This window comes from Limnohabitans sp. 2KL-1 (assembly GCF_003063435.1).
Taxonomy (GTDB): domain Bacteria; phylum Pseudomonadota; class Gammaproteobacteria; order Burkholderiales; family Burkholderiaceae_C; genus Limnohabitans_A.
The window spans coordinates 872,647-896,064 of the sequence record NZ_NESL01000001.1 but is presented as its reverse complement, the minus strand read 5'-3'; the positions used below and the strand labels follow the sequence as shown (position 1 = coordinate 896,064).

Here is a 23,418-nt window from a genome sequence, read left to right as displayed (position 1 = left end):
GAAACGAAACAAGCTGGTCAAGCGCCGTACTTTTTGCGGTACGCCACGTAATACAAAGTCGGAATGACGACCAGCGTCAGCACAGTGGACACAAAAATGCCAAAGATCAGCGAGATGGCCAGACCATTGAAGATCGGGTCGTCCAGAATGAAGAAAGCACCGATCATGGCCGCTAGACCCGTCAGCATGATGGGCTGAGCGCGGGTGATGGCCGACTGCACGATGGCACGACCAAATGCCATGCCGCTTTGCACCTGCAGGTTGATGAAGTCCACCAGCAAGATCGAGTTGCGAACAATGATGCCGGCCAGCGCGATCATGCCGATCATGCTGGTGGCGGTGTACTGCGCGTGCAACAGTGCATGACCCGGCATGACCCCGATGATGGTCAACGGAATCGGCGCCATGATGATGAGCGGCGTGAGGTAAGAACCAAACTGAGCCACCACCAGCAAATAGATCAGGATCAGGCCCACACCGTAAGCCGCGCCCATGTCACGAAAGGTCTCGTAGGTGATCTGCGATTCGCCATCCCACTTGATGCTGTAGCCGCGCCATGCGTCGTCGGGCTGGTGGATGAAGTACTCCTCCACCTTTTGACCATCAGGTGCCTGGATCTGAGCCACATCGCCGCGCATTTTGAACAGGCCATACAAGGGGCTGTCCACCTTGCCTGCCATATCGGCCATGACAAAGTTCACCGGCAGCATGTCTTTGTGGATGATGGGCTGCTCGCGCAGCGTGTCGCTCACAGTGACCAACTCGCGCATGGCCACCACTTTGCCCGTGGCGCTTTTCACACCCAGCTGCAGCAAGGCGTCCAAGTCGCCATGCAGCTGAGCGGGCAACTGGATCAGCGCGGGCACCGGGTATTTGCTGCCATCGTGCAGATAGGTGGCGTCTTCGCCTGCCAAGCCCGAACGCAGAGTGGTCACGATGGCTTGCTGCGACACGCCGAGCACTGCGGCCTTGCGGCGGTCCACCAACAAGACTTTGCGCGGCGCATCGACAATCGCGCTTTCGTCCACATCGACCACGCCCTCGGTTTTCTCGAAAACAGCACGCACGGCCTTAGACACCTGGCGACGCCCTTCGGCGTCAGGCCCGTAAATCTCGGCCACGATGGGCGACATCACCGGTGGGCCTGGTGGCACTTCGACCACCTTGACGTTGGCGCCGTGCTTGCGGCCGATCTCTTGCAAAGCCGGCCGCACGCGGGTGGCGATCACATGGCTCTTGTCGCTGCGCTCGGACTTGCGCACCAAGTTGACCTGGATGTCCCCCAACTCAGAGCCTGCACGCAGGTAGTACTGGCGCACCAAACCGTTGAAGTTGATGGGCGAAGCGGTGCCGACATAGGCCTGGTAATGCGTGACCTCGGGCACGGTGGCCAGGTGACCGCCCAGCTCGCGCATGACGGCGGCTGTTTTTTCCAGCGGCGTGCCTGCGGGCATGTCCACCACCACCTGAAACTCCGACTTGTCGTCAAAGGGCAGCATCTTGAGCATGACCAAACCGGTGGCTGGCAAGACCAGCGACAAAGCGATCAAACCGGCAATGCCCAAACCCAGCAACTTGCGGTTGCGCCCGCCGAATTGGGGGTCAAGCAAGGGCTTGAAAACTTTCTCGAACAGCGGTTCGAGCTTGGCGCTCAGGCCGCTGTGGCCTCCAAGCGCGTCATGCGCATGACCGGTCAGGGGCTTCATCCACATGCCCGCCAACCAAGGCGTGATGACAAAAGCAATGGCCAGCGACAACAACATGCCCAAGCTCGCGTTGATCGGGATCGGGCTCATGTAAGGACCCATCAGGCCACTGACAAACGCCATGGGCAAAAGCGCCGCGATCACGGTGAAAGTGGCCAAAATGGTGGGACCACCCACTTCATCCACCGCACCAGGAATGATGTCACGCAAGGTTTTGCCGGGGTACAACTGCTGGTGGCGGTGGATGTTTTCCACCACCACGATCGCATCGTCCACCAAAATCCCGATGGAGAAAATCAGCGCAAACAGCGACACACGGTTGAGCGTGAAGCCCCAGGCCCAGGAAGCGAACAATGTCGCGGTCAGGGTCAAGATCACGGCCACGCCCACAATGGCGGCCTCGCGCCGACCCAGCGCCATGAACACCAGCGCCACCACCGACGCGGTGGCAAACAGCAATTTCTGAATCAACTTTTGCGCTTTGTCGTTGGCGGTTTCGCCGTAGTTGCGCGTCTCCACCACCTCGACGTTGTCGGGGATCACGGTGCCTTGCAGTTTGGCCACACGGTTTTTCACGCCATTGGCCACATCGATGGCGTTTTCGCCCGATTTTTTGGTAACGGACAGCGTGACGGCGGCGAACTCTTCACCCCCGTTTTTCGCGTTGTTGCCGTGCCAGACATAGCGTGCGGCGGGCATGGGTCCGTCCTGGACATCGGCCACGTCTTTCAAAAACACCGGCTTGCCCTGCACCACTTGGACCACCAGGTCGGCCACTTCAGAGGCCTGCGACAGGTGCGGCCCCGCGTCAATCGCCACGCTTTGGTTGCCACCCAACAAGTCGCCCACCGGCAAACCCAAGTTGGCCGACTGCAAAGCCATGCGCAGATCGTGCACCGTGACGCCCGAACCGTTCATGCGCTGCGGGTCTATTTGCACCAACACCGCACGGCGTGGTCCACCGATCGTCACCACATCGCGGGTGCCGGGCACACGCTTGATGTCGGCTTCGATGCTGTGCGCCACGCGCTCCAGATCAAAAGCGCTCACATCCGGTGTGCGGCCGTGCAGCGTCAGCGACACGATGGGCACATCGTCAATGCCCTTGGGCTTGATGAGCGGTTCGGGCAAGCCCAGGTTGCGCGGCAACCAGTCGGCGTTTTCTCGGATCGTGTCGTGCAACTTGACCAGCGCCTCGGTGCGCGGCACGCCCACCTTGAACTGCACCGTCATGATCGCTACACCGGGGCGAGAGACCGAGTACACATGTTCCACGCCCGCGATCTTGGACAGCACCTGCTCGGCCGGAATGGCCACCATTTGCTCCACGTCGCGCACCGACGCACCCGGGAAAGGCGCGATCACGTTGGCCATGGTCACGTTGATTTGCGGCTCTTCTTCGCGGGGGGTCACCATCACCGCAAACACGCCCAGCAAAAATGCCACCAGCGCCAACAAAGGCGTGATTTGTGCGCTTTGGAAAGCCGCTGCGATGCGGCCCGAAATGCCCATTTTTGGCTCGTTCATGGGGCTGCTTTCAAGGTTTGGTGGTGACCGTGGCGGGATCGGTCACGATTTTTTCACCCGTGCTCACGCCCGACAAAATTTCCACATTCTGGCCATTCACACGGCCCAAGCGCACCTGACGCAAGCGGGGCTTGCCTTGTGCGTCCATGACATACACCCCAGTCATTTCAGCGCGACGCACAATCGCCGACAGGGGCAAAAATACCGGTGTGACTTTTGCGTTCATTGCTGTGCTGGCTGTTTTGACGCCAGGCAGCCACACGCGGGCAAACATGCCGGGCACCAGGCCCTCGGTGCCAGCGGGCAGGTTCATCCGCAGTTGCGCAGTGTGCGTCACTGGGTCCACGGAAGGCAGCAGCTGAGCCGCGCCTGCAGCCGCTGGCTGGGCACTGTGGCCAGAAATCTCATAACGCACCACCGTCAACTGGTTGCGCACGCCCTCCAGCATCGATTGCGGCACAGACGCGCTCACACGCAAAGCCGACGGGTCATGCATGGTCAGCATGGGGCGGCCGGGCATGGCCATGTCACCCAAGGTCACGGCCACATCAGACACCACCCCGTTAAACGGGGCACGCACGCTGAAAAACCCGGTTTGTGTTTGCGCCGCGCGGGTCTGGGCCTGCTGGGCTTGCACCTGGGCACGAGCTGCTTCCCACTGGGCTTGGGCACGGTCGAGCGCACCTTGGCTGATGTATTGCTTTTGGAAGAGTTGCTTTTGACGATCCAGCTCTTTGCTGGCCACGTTCAGGTTGGCTTGCGCAGCTTCGAGTTGGGCGCTGCTGCCCGCCACCTGCTGCTGGGCGGCACTGGCGTCGATGCGCAGCAACTCTTGCCCGGCGCGCACGCGGTCACCGGCTTTGACATTCAGGCCCACGATGGTGCCCGCCACCTGGGTGGACAAAGTGGCTTGGCGGACTGCTTCGACCACGGCGTCTAGGCTGACCTCTGTGGCACCGGCCGTGTTGGTCGTGACTGCCACGATTTTGGGGGTGTCGGTGGTGGCCCACAGTGGCACCATCTGCAACGCAGCAAGGGTGAAGGCCGAGCCCAGAATTAAGCGTCTTTTCATCGAAATATCTCCGGCAAACCGTTGGTTGGCCAATGGCTGTCTAAATTTCAAATTTGCACAATTGCTTATTTGCATTATCACGCAATGATACAATCATTTCAAGCCTGGTGCTCTTCCATGGCAAAAATCCCTGTCTAATGGAGTTGACCATGAAAGACCTGCCAGACAAAGCCTTGGACCAGATCGCCGCCTATTTCCAGGCGTTGTCTGAGCCTACGCGCCTGAAAATTCTGAATTTGCTGCGCGAACATGAGCGCAATGTGGGCGATTTGGCCCAGCTAAGTGGCTATTCGGCAGCCAACGTCTCGCGGCACCTTTCTTACTTGGCGCAGCATGGCATGGTGGAACGCGAAAGCCGCGGCGTCAGTGTGTTCTACCGCGTAAGCGACCCCTCTATTTATGCACTGTGCGATTTGGTGTGCAGCAACATCGCCCGCCAGTACGCACAAACCTCCAGCGACCGCGCCGTGTTCACGCCCAGCTGATCCCCTCTGCGAGGGCTCCGCGCCCGCATCTTTCCCGCCACAAAACGGACAAAATCACAAAAAGCTATCATGGCCTTTGAAACGGTCCTCATTGTTGCCGAGGGCCTTCAGGAGACCTGCATGAGCCGCATCGTGAACGCCGAGAAAAAGAAAAACCTGTGTGCCCGCCTGGCCCGGATTGAGGGCCAGCTGCGTGGTTTGCAAAAACTGATCGAAGCCGATGCTGATTGCGAAAAAATTGCCCAGCAAATGGCCGCTGCACGCAAAGCACTGGACAAATCCTTTTTCTCCATGGTCGGCTGCATGATCGAGCAAGGCGATCAGTCACCGGAGCATGTGGCAGAAATGCTGACCAAATTCGCCTGATCTTTCACCCAGAAGACCAGCAGCTTCTAAGGGTTGGCCTCGAAATCCACAAAAACCCGGCTCATGTTGGCACGGTGGAGCTCGTCAAAGTTCTGCAAATGTAAAAAAGCGGGGGGCTGGGCCAGATTGTTCAAAGTCTCGCCCATGGGCTCCATGTCTCGTGCAGCGCTGCCCACTTTCTCAATCAGGAACGCGTAATAGTCCCCCGTCTCGCGCTTGGCCTGCGCCATGTCCGTCACGCGACCATGGCCGGGCACCAGATGCTGCGGCTGCAATGCCTGCAGCTTGGCAAAAGCAGCTTGTGCCAGGCGCACATTCGATTGCGGCAAGACACCCAACATCCGGTCCACGTACACCAAGTCACCCGCGAAGGTGAGCTTGTGTGCTGGCAAGTGGATCATCGTGTCGCCCGGGAAGTGGGCGTTGGTCGTGATCCACTGAATATGTACGCCATCGATTTCCAGCGTTTTTTCAGGACCGGGATGCACAGCGCTGGCATAACGGGGCACTGTGCCCTGCAGTTGATCTCCCAAAAAGCGCTGCAAACCTGTCACCTGTTGCGATGCAAAAGCCTGCTGAGTCTGAACCGTGCCCGCCAAGGCGTGGACCTCTGCCCCCTGTGCTGCAAAGTAGCCATTGCCCAACCAGCGGTGGTCTTGGGAACCCGTGTTCATCACCCATCGTATCGGTTTGGAGGTCACGGCCTTGACAGCCTGGGCCAGCAAAGCCGCACTGTGGGCACTGGCACCACTGTCGATCAGGATCACCCCATGGGTCGACACCACAAAACCGTAATTGGCATTGAGCCCAGCGTTGGCCGGACTGCGCTGCCCCAAAGGCCCCACGATGGCATAAACCGGACCCGTGACCTGCACAGCCCGAGGCACATAGAGCGTCTCACTGACCGGCTGAGCAAATGACTTCAAGGCCGCAAAACCCATCAGGCTCAAGGCCAACACACGGAAAATCTTTGAGCAGGATTTGTAAAAATTTTTCATATCAAGACTTGAGCAAGAGGCCATCGGCATCGAGCACACGAATCTGGATCGGGATGCCCTGCCCCACGCTTTGGGTCACAGTGCAAAAGTCCTCAAACTGACCCAGCACTCGCTCGATCTGATCGAGCTTGGCGGCACTCACGCCCAAGCGCAACGTGGCCACCATCGCCAGCACGCGCATGCGACCATCGGCGTTGCGGCCCACCTGGGCTTGCACCTCACAGCGCAAGGGCTCCGGTACTTGCTTGAATTTGCGCAAAGCAAACAACAGCGAATCGCTCAGGCAATTGCCAACGGCGGCACACAACAACTGCACAGGCGATGGCCCCAAGCCCGTGCCCAAAGGCGCAGGCTCGTCGCTGGTCAGCAACGGCATGCTGTCGTCAAAACGGATGTCGAAGCGGTAATCGTGCTGCTGGGTCAGCGTGACCGATATCAGTTTTTCGCTCATGACTCAATCCTGCGGCGCTTGCAAAGCATCCCAGGCCTTGACGGCCTCTGCGGCATACATCAAGGCCGGCCCGCCGCCCATGTACACACAGACCGCCAGCATTTCATCCAGCTCGGCCCGTGTGGTCCCGAGTTTGATCAAGGCTTTGACATGAAAACCAATGCAGCCTGAGCAGCGCTGCGTCACACCAATGGCCAAGGCCATCAGCTCCTTGTGTTTGGTGCTCAACGCCCCCTCGGCCATGGCCGCCTGGGCCAATTGGCCAAAGCCTTTCATCGCGTCGGGCTGGCTTTTGCGAAACGGCACCAAGCATTCGTTGATGTCTTGCATCAAGCCGGGATGATCAAAAGTGCTCATGGATTTCACCTTTCGTTTTGTGGCGACAAATTGGATGGGGCACAGACCCTGGTGACGCACAGGCCACACGGGTCATACATAAGCAAAAGTTTATAAGTACGCATTGACCACTGACTTGCCTTAGATCAAGACAAACACCTGAACAGATGCTGGATACCGCTCGTGATGCACCTCAGTTCAAAACTTGCCAGGAGCGAGCAAATTTTGTGGCTTGACCATGGGCCAGCCGCGCCGGGCCCACTCGCTCATGCCGCCGGCAACATAACGGACGTTGGTGAAACCTTGCTCGCGCAGCGCTTCGGTCACTGCCCGCGAACGGTTTTGGGTATTGCAGATCAGCAAAACCGGCTGGTCGGCTTGCTTGGGTATCTCGGCCATGCGCTGGGGCACCTGACTCATGGGCATCAAGCGCACGCCTTGGGCCACACCCGTGGCGTGCTCTTCGGATTCGCGAATGTCAATCATCAACACCCTTCCCGCCTCATGCTCGGCACGGGCCTGCTCCAGCGTGACCGCCTCTGCCATCACCTGCGGTGAGCAGGCCTGCACCCCCAGCACGCACGCGCCGATGAAAACAAAACGCCAAAATATGGATTGAGCAAACGACATGAAAACGCCTATAAAAACGGGTTAAAAACGGTGTGCTCTTCGCACAATGGTTCCACTCTTCAACGATTGAAATCAACGGTTCAGGACATCTTCACGACTACAGTCCGCAGGAGTTCCAAGGCACCGGGGTCAATGACGCCAATTTATAAGTCATTGCAAATATACTCACATTCACGGCCTCCTGGCCAACTCTTTTGAAGACCTCCAACATGACCACTTTCAACAACCCGCAAAACACCTGGAACCAGCGCTTTAACACCGAACACTATGTGTTTGGCGAAGCCCCCAACGCCTATTTGCAAGCGCAAGCGGCGCACCTGGTACCCGGTACGGCACTCGCACTGGCGGATGGTGAAGGTCGCAACGGCGTCTGGCTGGCCCGACAAGGCCTGCAGGTGGATGCATTTGATTTTTCAGACAACGCGCTGCGCAAGGCACAAGCCCTGGCCAGCAAGCACCAGGTCACGGTCAACATGGTTTGCAGCGACTGGCAGTCGTTTGACTGGCAAGCCGCCCATTACGACAACATCGTGGGCATTTTTTTCCAGTTTGCGACACCCGCCGAGCGAACCCAGTTGTTCCACCGCATGGACACGAGCCTGAAACCCGGCGGCACCCTGATCATTCAGGGCTACACCCCCAGGCAGCTGGACTTCAACACAGGCGGTCCCGGCAAACTGGCCCACATGTACGACGAGACCTTGATGCTGGACGCCTTTGGGCACCTGGACATCCTGGACCTGCGCACCTACGAGGCCGACATCACCGAAGGCACGGGCCACAAGGGCATGTCGGGCCTGCTGGGCTTGACAGCCCGCAAGCCTTTGGTTTGAACGCCTGAAACCCTTCAGTTCAAGCGTCGTGGCCTTGCAGGCGCCACGGCGAACGCCTCACTTTTTGTCCTTGAGCTTCACGATGCCCATCATGTCCATGACCATCTTTTCATAAAAAGGCTCTGAGGTGCCTTTTTGCATCTTGCGCATGAAGTATTTTTCGAAAGCCACTTTGGCGTAATGGACCCATTTGCCTTCGGCAAACCAGCTCACATTGCGGGGCGGGATTTGTGGCAGCGCCACAAAGGCTGCGCCCGTGTCGCCAAAATCGGCCAGACAAACCGTGTTCCATGTAGCCTTGTGACTCGGCTCACGACCGTCCAGCATGTCACGAATGTTGTGGGCGGCAGCGGTCACCATGGACTCGATCATGAAGCCCGTCTTGGGCGTGCCCACAGGAATCGGCGTGGGCTCCACAGGTGGAATCGCCACGCACACCCCCACGCTGAAAATGTTGGTGAATTTGACATTGCGCTGGTGTTCATCGATGGTGATGAAACCCCGCGGGTTGGTCAGACCTTCGATGCCAAACACCGCATCCACCCCTTTGAAGGCGGGCAGCATCATCGCGTGCTTGAACGGCAAGATGTGCTCTTTTTTGGGCTGACCATTCTCATCGTGCTCGGTCACGAACATCTGGCCCTCTTCAATCCTGGTGGTCTTGGCGTTGCAAATCCACTTGATGTGGCGCTCACGCATGGCCGATTCAAGCAAGCCCTTGGAATCGCCCACACCGCCCAAACCCAAATGACCGATGTAAGGCTCCGAGGTCACATAAGTCATGGGCACTTTGTCACGGATCTTGCGACGGCGCAGATCGGTGTCCATGATCATGGCGTACTCGTAAGCAGGCCCGTAACACGAAGCGCCTTGCACCGCCCCCACCACGATGGGGCCGGGATCGGCCGTGAAACGGTCCCAATTGAGCTTGGCCGTTTCGGCATGGGACACATGGCAAATCGATTGGGTAAAACCATCAGGCCCCAGACCCGGAATTTCATCAAACGCCAATTTAGGGCCTGTGGCAATCACCAGATAGTCGTAATCGACCTGGGTGCCATCAAGCAACTCGACCTGGTTGCTCTCTGGGTGGACACGCTTGGCCGCTTGCGCAATCAATTCAACGCCTTTGCGCTTGAGCGTCGGCTCAATCTCCATTTCAATGTCTTTGCGCTTGCGCCAATCGACCGCCACCCAGGGGTTCGAAGGCACGAAATGGAACCTGGACGATTCGCTGATCACCGTCACCCGGTCCTCGGGTCTTGCCTGCTCTTTCATTTCAAATGCCATGGGCATGCCGCCAATGCCTGCGCCAATGATCACGATGTGGGCCATGTCTGTCTCCTGTGAATGGAGGTGATCATGAAACAAGCACGCAAAATCAAATTGATGTGGATCAAATGCCCAATCAAATATTTACCATGGCTTATATTACACATTCAGACCCTTGAACATGCCGCCCACCAACTCACGCAAAAACACCCATGAAATTCATTCAGGACTATTGGCCCATGATGGCCTTGGCACTTTGGTTTGGCTACAAATGGTGGAATGCCCGGCGCGTCATGGCCATGCTGCCTCACCTGAAAAGCGAAGGGGCCATCTTGGTGGATGTGCGCTCTGAAGCCGAGTTCGCTGCGGGCAATGCGCCCGGCACCTGCAACATTCCCTTGAATGTATTGAGCCAGCGTTTGGGCGACATACCCACCTCTGCGCCCGTGGTGTTGGCCTGTGCCAGCGGCACACGCAGTGGCATGGCCAAATTGCTGCTGAAAAAGAACGGCTACAAGCAGGTTTACAACATTGGCACCTGGCGTAACTTCATGGCCTGACATTCATGCACAGCCACCAACAAGAGTTTCTACAAGCCACGACCTGGAATTCTGAAAGCCCCGAAGATCAGCCCAGCAACTGCGTGATCGCCTGCACATCTTCGGCAAACATCTGACCTTTTCAGCCAGCTGCAAACGGCCATCACGCCCAAGCAAAAGCGTGATCAGCAAGCCTTTGGGTTTGGGAAAAGCCTGACGCCATGCCGCCGGAAAAGGCTAGCCACGCTTAGCCAGGTCAGCGCAGCAAAATCCCTTCATTGGAAATTTCATACCGACGCCCTTGCTTGTCACATGGCTTCAAGGCACCGTCACGCACCAGGCTGCTGATTTCGCGACTCACGGTTTCCAGTTTGATGTCGAGCATGGCCCCCATGTCATCGCGGGCAAAGAACGAGGTGATGTTCGGCCGATCGGGGTCGCGCATCTTGAGCGCCAAAGCCGCCACGCGCTGGCGCGCTGAGCCGAAATTCAAATCAGCCAGCCAATCGTCGGCATCCTTCAATGCCTGCTGCCACTTTTGCATCAGGCGTTTGTGCAAGCGGGGCGAGTTCGCTGACAGATGGTGCAGCACCGTCAGTGGAATGCGGCACACATGGGCTTCCACCAGCGCGACGGCTTCGCTGTCATAGCGTGCGTTGGCCAATGCCTCCAGACCCACCACATCACCAGGGCGCAATACGCGCACGATGCGCTCACGACCGTCCGCAGTCGCACGCACCAGTTTGACCATGCCCTTGCGCAAGGTGAACACGCCCAAGGCCTTTTCACCTTCGGTGTACAGCGCCGCATCTGCGGCAAAAACCATGTCATCAATGGGTGTGTGAATCTCGTCAAAGTCCTGCTCATTCAGGTCGGCAAACAGCACCATGTCGCGAATGGCGCAGCTGCGGCAGTCCGAGGTGCCTTGCCAAGCCGAATCTATTTTGATGGGAATCATGCTTTTGAATTTAGCACGCGCGAGCCGGTCTTGACTGACGTGGCGTCATGGGCTCAAAAGGACTTGCGCGCCTGTGCCATGCGATCTTCCAGGTAGGGGCCATAAAAATCAGGCAGATAAGCGCCTTCCATGCGCTCGGCCACCTCTTTGCCACCGGGGCCAAAAAACAACAAGGTCGGCGTGATCGAGACCTTCCACAACCGACTCAGCTGGTCGTGGGTGGTGAGCTTGCCCGCAAAATCCAGCACCGGCTGCGGACTGCGCAAGTCCACTTGCACAATGACGGTACCGGCTTTGTCCATGGGCGAGAGGTGGCTTTGGCGGGCTTGCCGACAAAACACGCAACCTTCCAGGCTGACCATGACGATGAGCGGTTGTCTGTTTTTCAGGGCGCGTGCCAGCTCATCAGGCAGGGATTGGGCCGCAGGCAATGTGGCTGCGCCACCCGTCTGGGCCAGCGCATGAGGAACGCCCAAGGCCAGCCCCGCCAACAGCAACCACTCGCGACGACGCCATGCAGACGGGGGGATCAAAGTCGGGGAAGACACCATGGATAACAGACCGTGGACAATAGAGGGTTTTGCACCTGTCGGTGAACGATTCAAGTAGCACTGCTCTTGAATATAAGGAACCGATGAATTATTGGGGAAATCCGTGAATCTCGCAAGCTGGCTCGAAACCTGGGGTGACTCGAATGTTCTCGCCATGGCCGGTGCCTTGGTGGGCTTTATTTTTGGCATGGCGGCCCAACGCACCCGATTTTGCGCCCGCGCCGCCGTGATCGAATGCTGCGAGGGCCAGACTGGCGACCGCTTCAGCGTTTGGTGGCTGGCATTTGGTGCGTGTCTGGTGGGGGTGCAGGCGCTGGTGCTGGCGGGCTGGCTCAAGCCTTCGGATGCACGCTACATTGCCCAGCCCGGCAGTGTTTCGGGCGCGGTGCTGGGGGGCCTGTGTTTCGGTGCCGGCATGATCCTGACGCGCGGCTGTGCCAGCCGTTTGCTGATTTTGTCGGCCAATGGCAATTTGCGCGCCCTGCTTGCCGGACTGGTATTTGCGGTCACGGTGCAAGCCAGCATCGCCGGCTGGCTCGCACCCGCCCGACAAACCATGGCCTCCTGGTGGCCCATGGACGGCGGCCCTGCTCGCGATTTGCTACACGTGTCAGGCTTGGGCCCCGTCGGTGGATTGGTGCTGGCCCTGCTGGCCTTGCTGACCGGTTTTTATTTCTTTTTCAAAACCCACCAGCGCCGCTGGGGTCTGGCCCTGGGTGCGCTCACCACAGGGCTGACCATTGCGCTGGGCTGGGGGCTGACCCAGGCCATTGCAGCGCATTCTTTTGAGGCGGTGCAAATCCAGAGCCTGAGTTTCAGCAGCGCATCGGCCGAAATGCTGATGCGAGCCCTGTCAAGCGCCACCGCTCCCCGCTGGGGTTTTGATGCAGGCTTGTTGCCGGCCACCTTCCTGGGTTCTTTGCTCGGTGCGCTGGTGGGCGGCGAGTTCAAGTTCGAAGGCTTCAAGGAAGAAAACAAGCTGGGGCATTACCTCATCGGTGCCGTGCTGATGGGCTTTGGTGCCGTGCTGGCAGGTGGTTGCACCGTGGGTGCAGGCATGACAGGCGGCGCTGTGTTTTCGCTCACCGCCTGGCTGACGCTGATCGCCATCTGGCTGGGTGCGGGTCTTGCCTGGCGCATCAACCGCAGCATGGGCTGGCCCATCTGATGGTCAGGCTACAGCGCCGTCCTGCTTGATGTGCATCAATTCGAAGGTTTGGCAACAGCGTACCATTCATATCAGTAAACACTGATATGAATGGAGCTGGCCATGTCGATGGCGCATTGGTTGGAGAGTTACGGCAACGGCACCGTGCTGGCCGTCGGGGGCGGCCTGATTGGCTTGTCTTTCGGTTTTTTGGCTCAGCGATCCCGTTTTTGCCTGCGTGCGGCCGTGATCGAGTTCTGGCATCGCCGTTTTGGTGACAAGCTGTCGGTGTGGTTGCTGGCCTTTTCGTCGGCCGTCATCGGCGTGCAACTCATGGTCTTGATGGGCTGGCTGGACACGGGCACGGCTCGGCAAATTTCGGCCAAAGGCAGCATCTCCGGGGCCCTGATTGGTGGCTTGCTGTTCGGCGTGGGCATGGTCATGACACGCGGCTGCGCCGGCCGCTTGCTGGTGCTCTCAGCCAATGGCAATTTGCGCGCCCTGCTCTCGGGCTTGATCTTCGCCGTCACAGCCCAGGCCGCGCTGGCGGGGGCCTTGTCGCCCCTTCGAGCAGCCATCGGCAGCTGGTGGACCGTGGACGGTGGCCCCTCACGTGATTTGCTGGCCCTGACAGGCATGAACCACATGGCCGGCTTGGCCATGGGCGACGTCTGGCTGGCTGCGGCCTTGTTTTTTGCCCTGCGCAGCCCGCAACTCAACGTGTGGATGTGGCTGGGCGGTATTGGCAGCGGCCTCATGGTGGCAGCCGCCTGGGGCTTCAGCCAATGGGTGGCCAGCGAATCGTTTGACCCGGTACAAATTCAGGGCCTGACCTTCAGCGGCCCATCGGCCGAATGGTTAATGCGCGTTATGCACTGGCCTGCTCCAGCCATTGGCTTTGAATTCGGCCTGATGCCTGGTGTGTTTCTGGGCTCTCTGATCGGGGCCCTGATTGGGCGGGACTGGAAACTCGAAGGCTTTGGTGATGGCTACAGCATGCGCCGCTACATCGGGGGTGCGATGCTGATGGGCTTTGGCTCCATGCTGGCCGGTGGCTGTGCCGTGGGCGCGGGCGTGACCGGTGGTGCCATTTTTGCGCTGACGGCCTGGCTGAGTCTGGTGGGCATGTGGGTGGGTGCGGGCCTGGCCGACCGCTGGCTCGATGGGGGTGCTGCCCTGCTGGCCAACGTGCCGCATGCAGCGGGCTTCACACGGCCTTGAGGTGCTGCGCCCGTGCCGCATGGCCCATGGCTATTTGCCGCTCAAGTACTCGGCCACAGCGGCCATTTCAAGCGGTGACATCTTGCTGGCAATGGCGTGCATCACCGCGTTGTCGTTGGTGCGTTCACGCTGGTTGAACTGCTTGAGCTGGGTTTCAATGTAGCCCGCATATTGCCCCGCCAGACGCGGCAGTGCGTTGGTGCCCTTGGCCTCGGTGCCATGGCAGCTGGCGCATGCGGCCAGACCACTGAACTTGTTGCCGCTGTGGTAGATGTATTTGCCCACGGCGGCCAGACCGGCATCTTTGGGTGGCTCGGCTTCGACGGTTTTCTTTTCAAAAAATCGACCCAGCGCCACCATCTCGTCGGGCGTCAGTTTGGCCACCATGTCGGCCATGGCCGTGCTCTTGCGCTTGCCCGATTTGAAGTTTTCCAGCTGCTTGGCGGTGTATGCCCAGTGCTGGCCCGCCAAGCGGGGAAACACCTCGCTGGACGACTCGCCTTCGGCGCCATGGCACACAAAACAAACACCGCCCACAATTTTTTTGGCACGGGCTTCATCTGCTTGGGCCATAGCCGATGCAGCCATCCAGCCAGAGCACGCCACCAACGCCCATGACGCCAAGCGGCCTTTGGAAAAACCTGTCTTCATGATCACCCTCGGCATCTCAACACTGGAAAAATCAACGCGAAAAAACGCCGCAAGCCTGTCGGCTGCGGCGTTGAGAAAAATGGCCTCAGGCCAGCGTGTCGGCCCAGATGTTGCGCGCCCAAGCCAATGCGTAACGGCCTTCCAGCTCGTTGGCCGCGCTAGAGACACCGCCCGAACCTGGCACCGTCAGCATGGTCTTCTTCTCGGCGTCATAGCGGTGCACGCTGGCCACGTGGACCACGTCTTCCGAGCTGACAAAGCTGTAGCAGGTGTTGTTGTAGATGGGCATGGGGTTGACCTGCTTGCCCATCAACAACGCGATCACGGCCGCAGCACAGGTCTTGCCGTGCTGGTTGGCCATGTGACCGGATTTGGGCATGCCCGGGGCGATCTGGATCGCGTCGCCCAGCACATGCACATTCTTGGCCACCTTGGACTCGAACGTCAGGAAGTCCACATCGCACCAGCGCTTGTTGGCGGTGGCCAGGCCGGCATTGACGGCAACGTCACCGGCACGCATGTTCGGAATCACGTTGAGCACATCGGCCTTGATGTCGTCGTTGAATTCGAACTTGACGGTGTTGGTGGCCGCATCGACATCGGTCACGTTGTGCTTGTTGCGGTACTCGATGATGCCTTTGTAGCGCTCAGCCCAAGCCTTCTTAAACAACGGGCCTTTGGAGGTCACGTCGTCGTTGGCATCCAGGATCAGTACCTTGCTCTTGGGCTTGGCCTTGCTGAAGTAATCGGCCACCTGGCAGGCCCGCTCGTAAGGGCCGGGCGGGCAACGGTAAGGCGCCAAAGGAATCGACATGGCAAACACCCCGCCATCGGGCATGGCTTCGAGTTGCTTGCGCAGCGTCACGGTCTGTGCGCCCGCCTTCCAGGCGTGCATGACCTTGTCCTTGGCACCGGGCTTGCTCATGCCGGGCAAGGTTTCCCAGATGAAGTCCACGCCGGGTGACACGATCAGGCGGTCATAAGCCAGTTCGCTGCCGTTGGCCAGCTTGACGATACGCTTGTCGGCATCGATGCTGTTGACGCGGTCCTTGATCACCTGAACGCCATGGCGCTTGGTCAGGTTGTCATAGGGCGTGGTGATGTCGGCAATCGTTTTGCTGCCGCCAATCACCAAGTTGGAGATGGGGCAGGAAATGAAGGCATCGTTGGGTTCGACCAGCGTGACCTGGATTTTTTGCTCGGACCACATGCGCAGGTATTTGGCCGCCGTAGCGCCCGAATATCCCCCGCCGATGACCACCACCTTGGGGCCCGTGCCCCCAACCACGGTGGCACAACCCGAAACCAGGCCCATGGCCCCCAAAGCGGAGCCTGTCTGCAAAAAGTGACGACGTTGCATGGCGGTATTTCCTTATTTCTTTTGGGCGGCAAAGTAAGCGGCAATGGCTGTGATCTGCTCGTCCGAATAACCCTTGGACAGCTGATGCATGATGGTGGCAGGCTTGCGACCGGCCTTGAAATCGAGCATCTTCTTGACGATGTCGTCCTTGTTGACGCCGGCCAGCGACTCCATGCCAGGCTGTGCACGGCCATCGGTGCCGTGGCACGCTGAGCACGACGCCGCCCAGCTGCGCACTTGCAAAGGATCGACTTGGGCTTGAGCCAAACCAGAGGCGGCAAGCAGCGCCGCCGCTGTCAAAGCGAGTTGAATCTTCATGAGCTTATCCTCGTTAAAAACTGGCGCGTTCAAGGGTTCAAACCCTCAGGGACGCAGGTAGACAAAACCTTCTTTGGCTTGCAATTTGGCCACTTCGGCCACGCCCGCAGGCACCACTTTGGCCTCCATCAACAACTTGTCCGGCGAAATGTTGCGGGCCACCAAGGTGTTGCTGCACACCCGGAAATCGACCCCTTTGCTGACCAGATCGCTCACGCTGCCGGCAAAGGTCTGGCCTGCCGGGTTAGTGGCACCTTCGAGCAAAAAGTCGATGCCCTGCCCGTGCGTGACGACCACGATCTTGACTGTGGGGTCGGCCGCCAGGTGGTTGCGAATGTTCCCAATCGCACGAGACGCCTGGGGCAGTCCATCGGTCAGGTGATAAACCACCTTGATTTCTGCCCAGGACAGTGTGCAGGCCAGCACGCCGGTGATCAACAACATGGAACGTTTCATTCGTGACTCCTTATGGATGGATATTAGCCGGGTCAGGCCCTGAGCCATGCCCGTGAAAACCCGCCCTGATACTGACGGCAATATTTCAATCGACCTCGCTGGCAATCTCTACGCACATGGCTCGGCACAAGGTCACCACGCGGTCGTTCACGATACGGTAGTAAATTTGTACGCCATCTCTGCGCTTGCCCAACACGCCCGACTGGTAAAGCGTATTGAGATGCTGCGACATGTTGGGCTGGGTGGTATCGATTTCGGACAACAACTCACCCACATTTTTTTCGCCGTTGCACAAGGCACTGATGATGCGCAGACGCATCGGTGCAGACATGACACGGAAAATCTCGGCGGCTTTTTCAAAAACCTCTTCGGATTCGGTCAGGACATTGACCTGATCGGGGGGCGTTTTTTTGGCCATGGTTACTGTTTCATTGTTTGTCGAATGGCTGCACGATTGTCCAACAAAAGAGCGTACCTGCGTTCAGGGTACTGGCCAGGGCATTCAGACCGGCACAACCACTGACGCTCAATGAACAAAGTGAACATTGTGGCCACTTTCAGCCCCAATTCAAACCATTGATTGGTTGTTTGCTTATGCACAAATGCAGATAAGCCGGTGCGCTGCGCCACAAGGCGATGCGAAACCGCTGCGTCTGCCCCGAGCCGCCGGACTCAAAGTGAATTCAGTGGAATTTTGAGGTAAGCCACGCCGTTGTCTTCGGCAGGCGGCATCTCACCTGCACGGATGTTGATCTGAACGGCCTGCAGCATCAGCACCGGCATGGCCAACGTCGCATCGCGTGCGCTACGCAACTGAACAAAAGCAGCTTCGCTGATGCTGTCATTCAAATGGATGTTGTGCGCGCGCTGCGCTGCAACCGTGGTCTCGAATTGCACGGCACGGCCATCGGGAGGGTAGTCATGGCACATGAATAAACGGGTTTCAGGTGGCAGACTCAGGATTTTTTGCGCTGAGGCATACAAGGCCTTGGCATCGCCGCCCGGGAAGTCACAACGCGCCGACCCCACATCGGGCATGAACAAAGTGTCGCCCACCAGCACGGCATCGCCCACCTGGTACGCCACACAGGCCGGGGTATGCCCCGGCACCGACACAATGCGGATGCCAAGGCTGCCCAAGGGCAAGGTCTCGCCATCGCTGAGCAAATGGTCAAATTGACGGCCATCGACCGCAAAGTCAGGCCCCAGATTGAAAATGCCTTTGAAAACCTTTTGAACGGCCGTGATGTGCGCACCCATCGCGGTTTTGCCACCCAACTGGGCTTTCAGGTAAGGCGCGGCACTCAGGTGGTCGGCATGTGCATGGGTTTCCAGAATCCAGTGCACCTGCAAGCCCTGACTGCGCACAAACTCAACCACCTTGTCAGCCGAAGTGGTGCGGGTACGCCCCGACTTGGGGTCAAAGTCCAGCACAGAATCGATGATGGCGCAGGCCTGCCCGGCTGGCTCTTGGACCACGTAAGTGACTGTCCAGGTATCGGGGTCAAAAAAACCATGTACCAAGGGATTGAGGGATGGCGTCGAATGATTGTTCATGAAAAATCTTCTGATTCACGAGGCCTGCGCAGCCTTGATGGCGTGACGGGCAACATATCAGCAAGCCTTCCGTTCAAAGTTGGATGAGAAATTTTTAAAAAATACCTTCAAGATGCATTCGATGGTCAATTTCAAACGTTTGGCACTCTATAATTTACAGCTTAACGTGGGACCATAGCTCAGTTGGTAGAGCAGCGGACTTTTAATCCGTTTGTCGTGGGTTCGACCCCCGCTGGTCCCACCATTAGAAACCACGCTGTGCAATCGTACACCGTGGTTTTTTTTGGCCCGGACCCATCAAAGCTTGAAAGCTCCTGAGAGGATGCGCAGGGTCAAGCCAAGGGATTTTTCCTCCGCAAATCCCGATCTCGGCTGTTAGACTTTTCGTTTAAATGCCCAGTTGCTGGGCTGCATGCCACCCAGCAGCGCAGCGTGTCCCACGGAGTTCCCATGAGCCTTGCCGAACGCATCCAGAATGCCGCACTCCACGCCAAAATCATGTCTGCTGCTCAGGCAGCTCAGTTGATTCCCGTCGGAGCCAATGTCGGCATGAGCGGCTTCACGGGTGCAGGCTATCCCAAAGCCGTGCCGCAAGCACTGGCCCAACGACTGTCTGCGTTGCACAAAGCAGGTGACACCCATGCACGCATTGGCTTGTGGACCGGCGCTTCCACCGCGCCGGAACTCGATGGTGCACTGGCCCGCGCCGACGGCATCGAGATGCGACTGCCCTACCAGTCTGACCCCACCTGCCGCCAACTGATCAACGCCGGACAGATGCTCTACACAGACATGCACCTGTCGCATGTGGCGCAAGCGGCATGGTTTGGTTTTCTGGGCCACTTGGATGTGGCCGTGGTCGAAGTCGTTGGCATCTTGCCCGATGGTCAATTGATCCCGTCGACATCTGTCGGCAACAACAAGACTTGGCTCGATCAGGCCGACAAAATCATTCTGGAAGTGAACCTGCGCCAGAACCCCGCACTGGCTGGCATGCACGACATTTATTACGGCACACAACTGCCACCGCACCGCCAGCCGATTCCCTTGGTCAAAACCAGCGACCGCATTGGCCATCCTTATTTGAAATGCGATCCATCCAAGGTGATTGCGGTGGTCATCACCGACCAGCCTGACCGCAATTTGCCATTCGATGCCCCCAGCGACGTGTCGACCCGCATCGCTGCTCACCTCGTCGACTTCCTGCAACACGAGGTCAAAGCCGGTCGTCTGCCACCCGAATTGCTGCCACTGCAATCGGGTGTGGGCAACATGGCCAATGCCGTACTGGCCGGACTCAACCAAGGCCCTTTTGACAGCATGACTGCCTACACCGAAGTTCTGCAAGACGGCATGCTGGAGATGCTGCGCTCGGGCAAGCTGGCCTTTGCATCGGCCACGGCCTTGTCGCTCAGCCCCGAGGCTGCGAGCGAGTTCAACGGCAACATCGACTTTTACCGCCAGCGCATCGTGCTGCGCCCGCAAGAGATCAGCAACCACCCAGAACTGGTGCGCCGCTTGGGCGTGATCGCCATGAACGCGATGATCGAAGCGGACATTTACGGCAACGTCAATTCCACGCACATCATGGGCTCGGGCATCATGAACGGCATTGGGGGCTCAGGAGACTTTGCTCGCAATGCCTACCTGTCATTTTTCATGAGTCCTTCGGTGGTCAAGGACGGCAAAATTTCCTGCATCGTGCCCATGGTCTCGCACCACGACCACACCGAACACGATGTGCAAGTCATCGTGACCGAACAAGGCCTGGCCGATCTGCGCGGCCTGGCACCCAGCCAACGCGCCAAGCTGATCGTCGAGCGCTGTGCCCACCCGAGTTTTCGGCCGCAACTGCTGGACTACATGGAGCGCGCCCAACGCAGTGGCGCAGGTCTGCACACGCCACATTTGTTGGACGAAGCACTGAGTTGGCACAGCCGCTGTCTGAAAACCGGGCACATGTGAAAGCGGCCTGAACAGTCCAGCGCCTAGGCTGACTTGCAGCAGGGATCAGCTGCGTTGCCGCAAAGTCCGGCTGAGCAAAATCACTGGAATCAAACCCACCAGCACCAGCGCCAGCGAGGGCAGCGCGGCCTCGCCCAAACGCTCGTCGCGCGCCAGCTGGTAGGCCACCACGGCCAGCGTGTCGCTGTTGAAAGGGCGCAGCACCATGGTGGCGGGCAGCTCCTTCATCACATCCACAAACACCAGCAAGGCCGCAGCCATGGTGGTGCGCTGCAGCAGCGGCGCGTGCACGCGGCGCATCAGGCCCCAGCCGGTCACGCCCAGCATGCGGGCCGAATCGTCCAGACTGGCTGGTATGCGGGCATAGCCGCTTTGCACCGACTGCAGAGCCACCGCGCAAAAGCGCACCAAATAGGCCCACACCAAGCCCAAAGACGTGGCCGTGATCCAGGCACCCGCTGAAGAAGCGGGCCAGGTCTGTTGAATCCAGCCCACCGGCAAGAGCAAACCGACCACCACCACCGCCCCGGGAATGGCATAACCCAAACCCACCAGCTCAATCGCTGCTTGGCTGATGCGGTCGGCCCGGGTGCGCACGCTGAAAGCCAGCGCCAGCGCCACGCCAACGGCCAGCACCGCAGTGACCGCGCCCAAGCGCAAGCTGGTCCAGGCCCACTGACCAAAGCGATCCCAGGGCATCTCGGTCGTCTCGCCCACAAAAGCCCGCAGCATGATGAGCACCGGCAAGACAAAACCCAGCAACACCGGCAAGCCACACACCCCCCAGGCCAGCAAGCGGCGCATGCCGTGAAGCGGCACCGGCTGCGCCTCGGCTGAGCCTTGGCGCGAACCGCGCCCCTGGTTAAAGCGCATGCGCTTTTGGGCGCGTTGCTCCAGCTGCAGCAAGACCACCACCACCGCCAACAGCACCGTGGCCAGCTGGGCCGCGGCAATACGGTTGTCCATCGACAACCAGGCTTTGTAAATGCCGGCGGTGAAGGTCTGGATGCCGAAGTAGCTGGACACGCCAAAGTCGGCCAGCGTTTCCATGAGTGCCAGCGCCACGCCTGCGGCCACGGCCGGGCGGGCCAAGGGCAAAGCGATGTCGCGGATACGGCGGGACAAAGGTGCCCCCAGCAAGCGGGCCGCTTCCATCAAACCCGAGGCCCGTTCGACCAAGGCGGTGCGGGCCAGCAAATACACATAGGGATACAGCGACAACGTGAACACCAGCGCCGCGCCCCAGACGCTGCGCACATCGGGCCACAAACGCCCTTGCAAGCCCAGCGCCTCGCGCAAAGCCACCTGCAGCGGCCCGCTGAACTGCAAAAAATCGGTGTAGGCATAGGCCACCACATAAGCGGGCATGGCCAGGGGCAAGAGCAGCAGCCACTCGAACATTCCACGCCCCGGAAAGTCAAACAAAGTCACCAGCGCCGCCGTGGTCAGGCCCAGCACCGTCACACCCACCGCCACCATCAGGCACAGCCCCAGCGATGTGAGCGCGTAATCGGGCAGCACGGTGCGCGCCATCTCCAGCAAGATGTTGGCGCTTTGCCCACTCCACTGCAACCATGAGCCCAGCACGGCCAGCACCGGCAAGGCCAGAGCCAGTGCCAGCAAGGCGTAAAACAGGGAAGGAAGGCCCGATAGACGCCGGGCCAAATTAGACAACATATGCGGCTATTGTAGGAGTGCTCTGCGAGCGCAAAAGCCCACCGACAGGAAGACCTTCAACCCCTGCCCCGGCCTTGCCGGTCAGGGATTGCCCCACAAGACAAGCCCCGCTGACAACCTGCCTACAATGGAAAGCATGTTTCTAGAACTGCGCCAACTGGACATCCAATACCCCGGCAGCCCCACGCCTGCCGTGCGGGGGGTCAACCTCGGTCTGCGCTCGGGTGACATCGGGGTGCTGATCGGACCATCGGGCTGTGGCAAAACCACCTTGCTGCGCGCTGTGGCGGGGCTGGAGCCGGTCACGGGCGGACAGATTTTGCTGTCCAACCGGGTGGTCAGCGAGAAAGGCCACACCGAACCCGCCGAACGCCGCCGCATCGGCATGGTGTTTCAAGACTACGCGCTGTTTCCACACATGGATGTCGGCCGCAACGTTGGCTTTGGTCTGGAACACCTGCCCAAAGCCGAGCGCCAAGCCCGTGTGGCCGAAGTGCTGAAGCTGGTGGGTCTGGAAGGCGCGGAAAAGCGCTTCCCGCATGAACTCTCCGGCGGCCAACAACAACGCGTGGCCCTGGCCCGTGCGCTGGCCCCCAAGCCCGACCTGCTGCTGCTGGACGAACCGTTTTCCAACCTCGACATCGACCTGCGCGAACGCCTGGCGCATGAGGTGCGCAACATCCTCAAAGCCGCCAAGGCCACCGCCTTGCTGGTGACGCACGACCAGCTTGAGGCCTTTGCCATAGGTGATGTGATCGGCGTCATGAACGAAGGCCAGTTGCACCAGTGGGACGATGCCTACAGCCTCTACCACCGCCCCGCCACCCGCTTTGTGGCCGACTTCATTGGCCACGGCGTCTTCACGCCCGCCACGCTGCGCGAAGTGGATGGACACATCTTGGTCAGCACCCCGGTGGGCGAGCTGCGCGACGTGGCCGAATGTCCCCTGCCCTGCGCCTTTGAAGGCGGCCAATGCGACGTGTTGCTGAGAGCCGACGACATCGTCCACGACGACCATGCGCCGGTGAAAGCCCAAATCATCCGCAAAGCTTTTCGGGGCTCGGAGTTTTTGTACACCCTGCGCCTGGCCACAGGCGAACAACTGATGGCCCATGTGCCCAGCCACCACGACCACAAGCTGGGCGAATGGATCGGCATCCGCGCCGAAGTGGACCACGTCGTCACCTTCAACCGCGCCTGCCCGGTCACCGACCGCGAGCTGTGCCAGATGCCTTGCGCCAAAGCTGCGGCCTGCGAACACACCGAACCGCAGTACCAGCCGGTCAAGTTCGTTTAAGGACGGCCCGATAGGCAAAGCCAGCCCCAGAATCGGCTCAGCCAC

General features: G+C 59.3%; 24 protein-coding genes and 1 tRNA gene. 9 read left to right on the top strand and 16 right to left on the bottom strand.

What is annotated here, in order from left to right; all coding sequences use genetic code 11:
- Window positions 1–17: 17 nt before the first annotated feature.
- Both B9Z47_RS04225 and B9Z47_RS04220 read right to left on the bottom strand, forming a co-directional pair.
- Window positions 18–3,233: an efflux RND transporter permease subunit gene (locus tag B9Z47_RS04225; RefSeq protein WP_108329932.1), complete on the bottom strand. Its 3,216-nt coding sequence runs from the start codon at window positions 3,231–3,233 to the stop codon at window positions 18–20.
- A gap of 10 nt (window positions 3,234–3,243) precedes the next feature.
- Entirely contained in the window at window positions 3,244–4,305 is a 1,062-nt protein-coding gene (locus tag B9Z47_RS04220) for an efflux RND transporter periplasmic adaptor subunit (protein WP_108329931.1), read from the bottom strand.
- Window positions 4,306–4,454: 149 nt separating this feature from the next.
- Here B9Z47_RS04220 and B9Z47_RS04215 point away from each other — a divergent pair, with 149 nt between their 5' ends.
- Together B9Z47_RS04215 and B9Z47_RS04210 are read left to right on the top strand one after the other, a co-directional pair.
- The gene (locus B9Z47_RS04215) at window positions 4,455–4,790 is read left to right on the top strand and encodes a helix-turn-helix transcriptional regulator (RefSeq protein ID WP_108330091.1); all 336 of its coding nucleotides are present in this window, start codon (window positions 4,455–4,457) and stop codon (window positions 4,788–4,790) included.
- A 120-nt stretch (window positions 4,791–4,910) separates the two neighbouring features.
- Window positions 4,911–5,156 (top strand): metal-sensitive transcriptional regulator, encoded by a 246-nt coding sequence (locus B9Z47_RS04210; RefSeq protein WP_019430145.1) that lies wholly within the window; start codon window positions 4,911–4,913, stop codon window positions 5,154–5,156.
- Window positions 5,157–5,182: 26 nt separating this feature from the next.
- Here B9Z47_RS04210 and B9Z47_RS04205 read toward each other — a convergent pair whose 3' ends face one another.
- The 4 genes from B9Z47_RS04205 to B9Z47_RS04190 form a co-directional block, all read right to left on the bottom strand.
- Window positions 5,183–6,154 carry an MBL fold metallo-hydrolase gene (locus tag B9Z47_RS04205; protein ID WP_233253639.1) on the bottom strand — a complete coding sequence of 324 codons (972 nt, stop codon included), beginning with the start codon at window positions 6,152–6,154 and terminating at the stop codon, window positions 5,183–5,185.
- A 1-nt stretch (window position 6,155) separates the two neighbouring features.
- Complete coding sequence (locus tag B9Z47_RS04200) at window positions 6,156–6,605, bottom strand: OsmC family protein (protein WP_108329930.1); 450 nt, start codon at window positions 6,603–6,605, stop codon at window positions 6,156–6,158.
- A 3-nt stretch (window positions 6,606–6,608) separates the two neighbouring features.
- Entirely contained in the window at window positions 6,609–6,962 is a 354-nt protein-coding gene (locus tag B9Z47_RS04195; protein ID WP_108330089.1) for a carboxymuconolactone decarboxylase family protein, read from the bottom strand.
- Window positions 6,963–7,139: 177 nt separating this feature from the next.
- Entirely contained in the window at window positions 7,140–7,571 is a 432-nt protein-coding gene (locus tag B9Z47_RS04190) for a rhodanese-like domain-containing protein (protein WP_108329929.1), read from the bottom strand.
- A 209-nt stretch (window positions 7,572–7,780) separates the two neighbouring features.
- Here B9Z47_RS04190 and B9Z47_RS04185 point away from each other — a divergent pair, with 209 nt between their 5' ends.
- Window positions 7,781–8,404: a cyclopropane-fatty-acyl-phospholipid synthase family protein gene (locus B9Z47_RS04185; RefSeq protein WP_108329928.1), complete on the top strand. Its 624-nt coding sequence runs from the start codon at window positions 7,781–7,783 to the stop codon at window positions 8,402–8,404.
- 57 nt (window positions 8,405–8,461) lie between these two features.
- On the opposite strand, the gene B9Z47_RS04180 is transcribed toward B9Z47_RS04185, so the two are convergent.
- Window positions 8,462–9,739: an NAD(P)/FAD-dependent oxidoreductase gene (locus tag B9Z47_RS04180; protein WP_108329927.1), complete on the bottom strand. Its 1,278-nt coding sequence runs from the start codon at window positions 9,737–9,739 to the stop codon at window positions 8,462–8,464.
- Between the two features lie 149 nt (window positions 9,740–9,888).
- Between B9Z47_RS04180 and B9Z47_RS04175 the strand changes: the two genes are divergently transcribed.
- Window positions 9,889–10,236, top strand: a complete 348-nt coding sequence (locus B9Z47_RS04175; protein WP_108329926.1) for a rhodanese-like domain-containing protein — start codon at window positions 9,889–9,891, stop codon at window positions 10,234–10,236.
- Between the two features lie 235 nt (window positions 10,237–10,471).
- On the opposite strand, the gene B9Z47_RS04170 is transcribed toward B9Z47_RS04175, so the two are convergent.
- Complete coding sequence (locus tag B9Z47_RS04170; RefSeq protein WP_108329925.1) at window positions 10,472–11,173, bottom strand: Crp/Fnr family transcriptional regulator; 702 nt, start codon at window positions 11,171–11,173, stop codon at window positions 10,472–10,474.
- 53 nt (window positions 11,174–11,226) lie between these two features.
- A complete protein-coding gene (locus tag B9Z47_RS04165; protein WP_233253638.1) occupies window positions 11,227–11,724 on the bottom strand; it encodes a thioredoxin fold domain-containing protein in 498 nt (165 codons plus the stop codon).
- A 103-nt stretch (window positions 11,725–11,827) separates the two neighbouring features.
- On the opposite strand from B9Z47_RS04165, the gene B9Z47_RS04160 reads away from it, so the two are divergent.
- Together B9Z47_RS04160 and B9Z47_RS04155 are read left to right on the top strand one after the other, a co-directional pair.
- Window positions 11,828–12,892 carry a YeeE/YedE family protein gene (locus B9Z47_RS04160; RefSeq protein WP_233253637.1) on the top strand — a complete coding sequence of 355 codons (1,065 nt, stop codon included), beginning with the start codon at window positions 11,828–11,830 and terminating at the stop codon, window positions 12,890–12,892.
- Window positions 12,893–12,994: 102 nt separating this feature from the next.
- Entirely contained in the window at window positions 12,995–14,092 is a 1,098-nt protein-coding gene (locus tag B9Z47_RS04155; RefSeq protein WP_233253636.1) for a YeeE/YedE family protein, read from the top strand.
- Window positions 14,093–14,122: 30 nt separating this feature from the next.
- Here B9Z47_RS04155 and B9Z47_RS04150 read toward each other — a convergent pair whose 3' ends face one another.
- From B9Z47_RS04150 to B9Z47_RS04125, 6 genes are all read right to left on the bottom strand, one after another.
- On the bottom strand, window positions 14,123–14,743 hold the full coding sequence (locus tag B9Z47_RS04150) for a c-type cytochrome (protein WP_233253635.1): 621 nt from the start codon (window positions 14,741–14,743) through the stop codon (window positions 14,123–14,125).
- Between the two features lie 85 nt (window positions 14,744–14,828).
- Window positions 14,829–16,103: an FCSD flavin-binding domain-containing protein gene (locus B9Z47_RS04145; RefSeq protein WP_108329922.1), complete on the bottom strand. Its 1,275-nt coding sequence runs from the start codon at window positions 16,101–16,103 to the stop codon at window positions 14,829–14,831.
- A 12-nt stretch (window positions 16,104–16,115) separates the two neighbouring features.
- Window positions 16,116–16,421 carry a c-type cytochrome gene (locus B9Z47_RS04140; protein WP_108329921.1) on the bottom strand — a complete coding sequence of 102 codons (306 nt, stop codon included), beginning with the start codon at window positions 16,419–16,421 and terminating at the stop codon, window positions 16,116–16,118.
- A gap of 45 nt (window positions 16,422–16,466) precedes the next feature.
- Entirely contained in the window at window positions 16,467–16,877 is a 411-nt protein-coding gene (locus B9Z47_RS04135) for a DsrE family protein (protein WP_108329920.1), read from the bottom strand.
- A gap of 85 nt (window positions 16,878–16,962) precedes the next feature.
- Window positions 16,963–17,295 carry a helix-turn-helix transcriptional regulator gene (locus B9Z47_RS04130; RefSeq protein ID WP_108329919.1) on the bottom strand — a complete coding sequence of 111 codons (333 nt, stop codon included), beginning with the start codon at window positions 17,293–17,295 and terminating at the stop codon, window positions 16,963–16,965.
- Window positions 17,296–17,549: 254 nt separating this feature from the next.
- Window positions 17,550–18,434: an MBL fold metallo-hydrolase gene (locus B9Z47_RS04125; protein WP_108329918.1), complete on the bottom strand. Its 885-nt coding sequence runs from the start codon at window positions 18,432–18,434 to the stop codon at window positions 17,550–17,552.
- A gap of 168 nt (window positions 18,435–18,602) precedes the next feature.
- On the opposite strand from B9Z47_RS04125, the gene B9Z47_RS04120 reads away from it, so the two are divergent.
- Window positions 18,603–18,678 (top strand) — tRNA-Lys (locus B9Z47_RS04120).
- Between the two features lie 206 nt (window positions 18,679–18,884).
- Window positions 18,885–20,399, top strand: coding sequence for an acetyl-CoA hydrolase/transferase family protein (locus B9Z47_RS04115; protein WP_108329917.1), 1,515 nt, complete (start codon window positions 18,885–18,887; stop codon window positions 20,397–20,399).
- A gap of 45 nt (window positions 20,400–20,444) precedes the next feature.
- Here the strand turns inward: B9Z47_RS04115 and B9Z47_RS04110 are convergent, their stop codons facing one another.
- Window positions 20,445–22,076 carry an iron ABC transporter permease gene (locus tag B9Z47_RS04110; protein ID WP_108329916.1) on the bottom strand — a complete coding sequence of 544 codons (1,632 nt, stop codon included), beginning with the start codon at window positions 22,074–22,076 and terminating at the stop codon, window positions 20,445–20,447.
- 136 nt (window positions 22,077–22,212) lie between these two features.
- Here B9Z47_RS04110 and B9Z47_RS04105 point away from each other — a divergent pair, with 136 nt between their 5' ends.
- Complete coding sequence (locus B9Z47_RS04105; protein WP_108330086.1) at window positions 22,213–23,373, top strand: ABC transporter ATP-binding protein; 1,161 nt, start codon at window positions 22,213–22,215, stop codon at window positions 23,371–23,373.
- The last annotated feature ends 45 nt before the right edge of the window (window positions 23,374–23,418 follow it).

Bases quoted from the DNA above. Each gene is read 5' to 3' on its own strand.
- B9Z47_RS04225 (WP_108329932.1), bottom strand. From the start codon at position 3,233: ATGAACGAGCCAAAAATGGGCATTTCGGGCCGCATCGCAGCGGCTTTC.
- B9Z47_RS04220 (WP_108329931.1), bottom strand. From the start codon at position 4,305: ATGAAAAGACGCTTAATTCTGGGCTCGGCCTTCACCCTTGCTGCGTTG.
- B9Z47_RS04215 (WP_108330091.1), top strand. From the start codon at position 4,455: ATGAAAGACCTGCCAGACAAAGCCTTGGACCAGATCGCCGCCTATTTC.
- B9Z47_RS04210 (WP_019430145.1), top strand. From the start codon at position 4,911: ATGAGCCGCATCGTGAACGCCGAGAAAAAGAAAAACCTGTGTGCCCGC.
- B9Z47_RS04205 (WP_233253639.1), bottom strand. From the start codon at position 6,154: ATGAAAAATTTTTACAAATCCTGCTCAAAGATTTTCCGTGTGTTGGCC.
- B9Z47_RS04200 (WP_108329930.1), bottom strand. From the start codon at position 6,605: ATGAGCGAAAAACTGATATCGGTCACGCTGACCCAGCAGCACGATTAC.
- B9Z47_RS04195 (WP_108330089.1), bottom strand. From the start codon at position 6,962: ATGAGCACTTTTGATCATCCCGGCTTGATGCAAGACATCAACGAATGC.
- B9Z47_RS04190 (WP_108329929.1), bottom strand. From the start codon at position 7,571: ATGTCGTTTGCTCAATCCATATTTTGGCGTTTTGTTTTCATCGGCGCG.
- B9Z47_RS04185 (WP_108329928.1), top strand. From the start codon at position 7,781: ATGACCACTTTCAACAACCCGCAAAACACCTGGAACCAGCGCTTTAAC.
- B9Z47_RS04180 (WP_108329927.1), bottom strand. From the start codon at position 9,739: ATGGCCCACATCGTGATCATTGGCGCAGGCATTGGCGGCATGCCCATG.
- B9Z47_RS04175 (WP_108329926.1), top strand. From the start codon at position 9,889: ATGAAATTCATTCAGGACTATTGGCCCATGATGGCCTTGGCACTTTGG.
- B9Z47_RS04170 (WP_108329925.1), bottom strand. From the start codon at position 11,173: ATGATTCCCATCAAAATAGATTCGGCTTGGCAAGGCACCTCGGACTGC.
- B9Z47_RS04165 (WP_233253638.1), bottom strand. From the start codon at position 11,724: ATGGTGTCTTCCCCGACTTTGATCCCCCCGTCTGCATGGCGTCGTCGC.
- B9Z47_RS04155 (WP_233253636.1), top strand. From the start codon at position 12,995: ATGTCGATGGCGCATTGGTTGGAGAGTTACGGCAACGGCACCGTGCTG.
- B9Z47_RS04150 (WP_233253635.1), bottom strand. From the start codon at position 14,743: ATGAAGACAGGTTTTTCCAAAGGCCGCTTGGCGTCATGGGCGTTGGTG.
- B9Z47_RS04145 (WP_108329922.1), bottom strand. From the start codon at position 16,103: ATGCAACGTCGTCACTTTTTGCAGACAGGCTCCGCTTTGGGGGCCATG.
- B9Z47_RS04140 (WP_108329921.1), bottom strand. From the start codon at position 16,421: ATGAAGATTCAACTCGCTTTGACAGCGGCGGCGCTGCTTGCCGCCTCT.
- B9Z47_RS04135 (WP_108329920.1), bottom strand. From the start codon at position 16,877: ATGAAACGTTCCATGTTGTTGATCACCGGCGTGCTGGCCTGCACACTG.
- B9Z47_RS04130 (WP_108329919.1), bottom strand. From the start codon at position 17,295: ATGGCCAAAAAAACGCCCCCCGATCAGGTCAATGTCCTGACCGAATCC.
- B9Z47_RS04125 (WP_108329918.1), bottom strand. From the start codon at position 18,434: ATGAACAATCATTCGACGCCATCCCTCAATCCCTTGGTACATGGTTTT.
- B9Z47_RS04115 (WP_108329917.1), top strand. From the start codon at position 18,885: ATGAGCCTTGCCGAACGCATCCAGAATGCCGCACTCCACGCCAAAATC.
- B9Z47_RS04110 (WP_108329916.1), bottom strand. From the start codon at position 22,076: ATGTTGTCTAATTTGGCCCGGCGTCTATCGGGCCTTCCTTCCCTGTTT.
- B9Z47_RS04105 (WP_108330086.1), top strand. From the start codon at position 22,213: ATGTTTCTAGAACTGCGCCAACTGGACATCCAATACCCCGGCAGCCCC.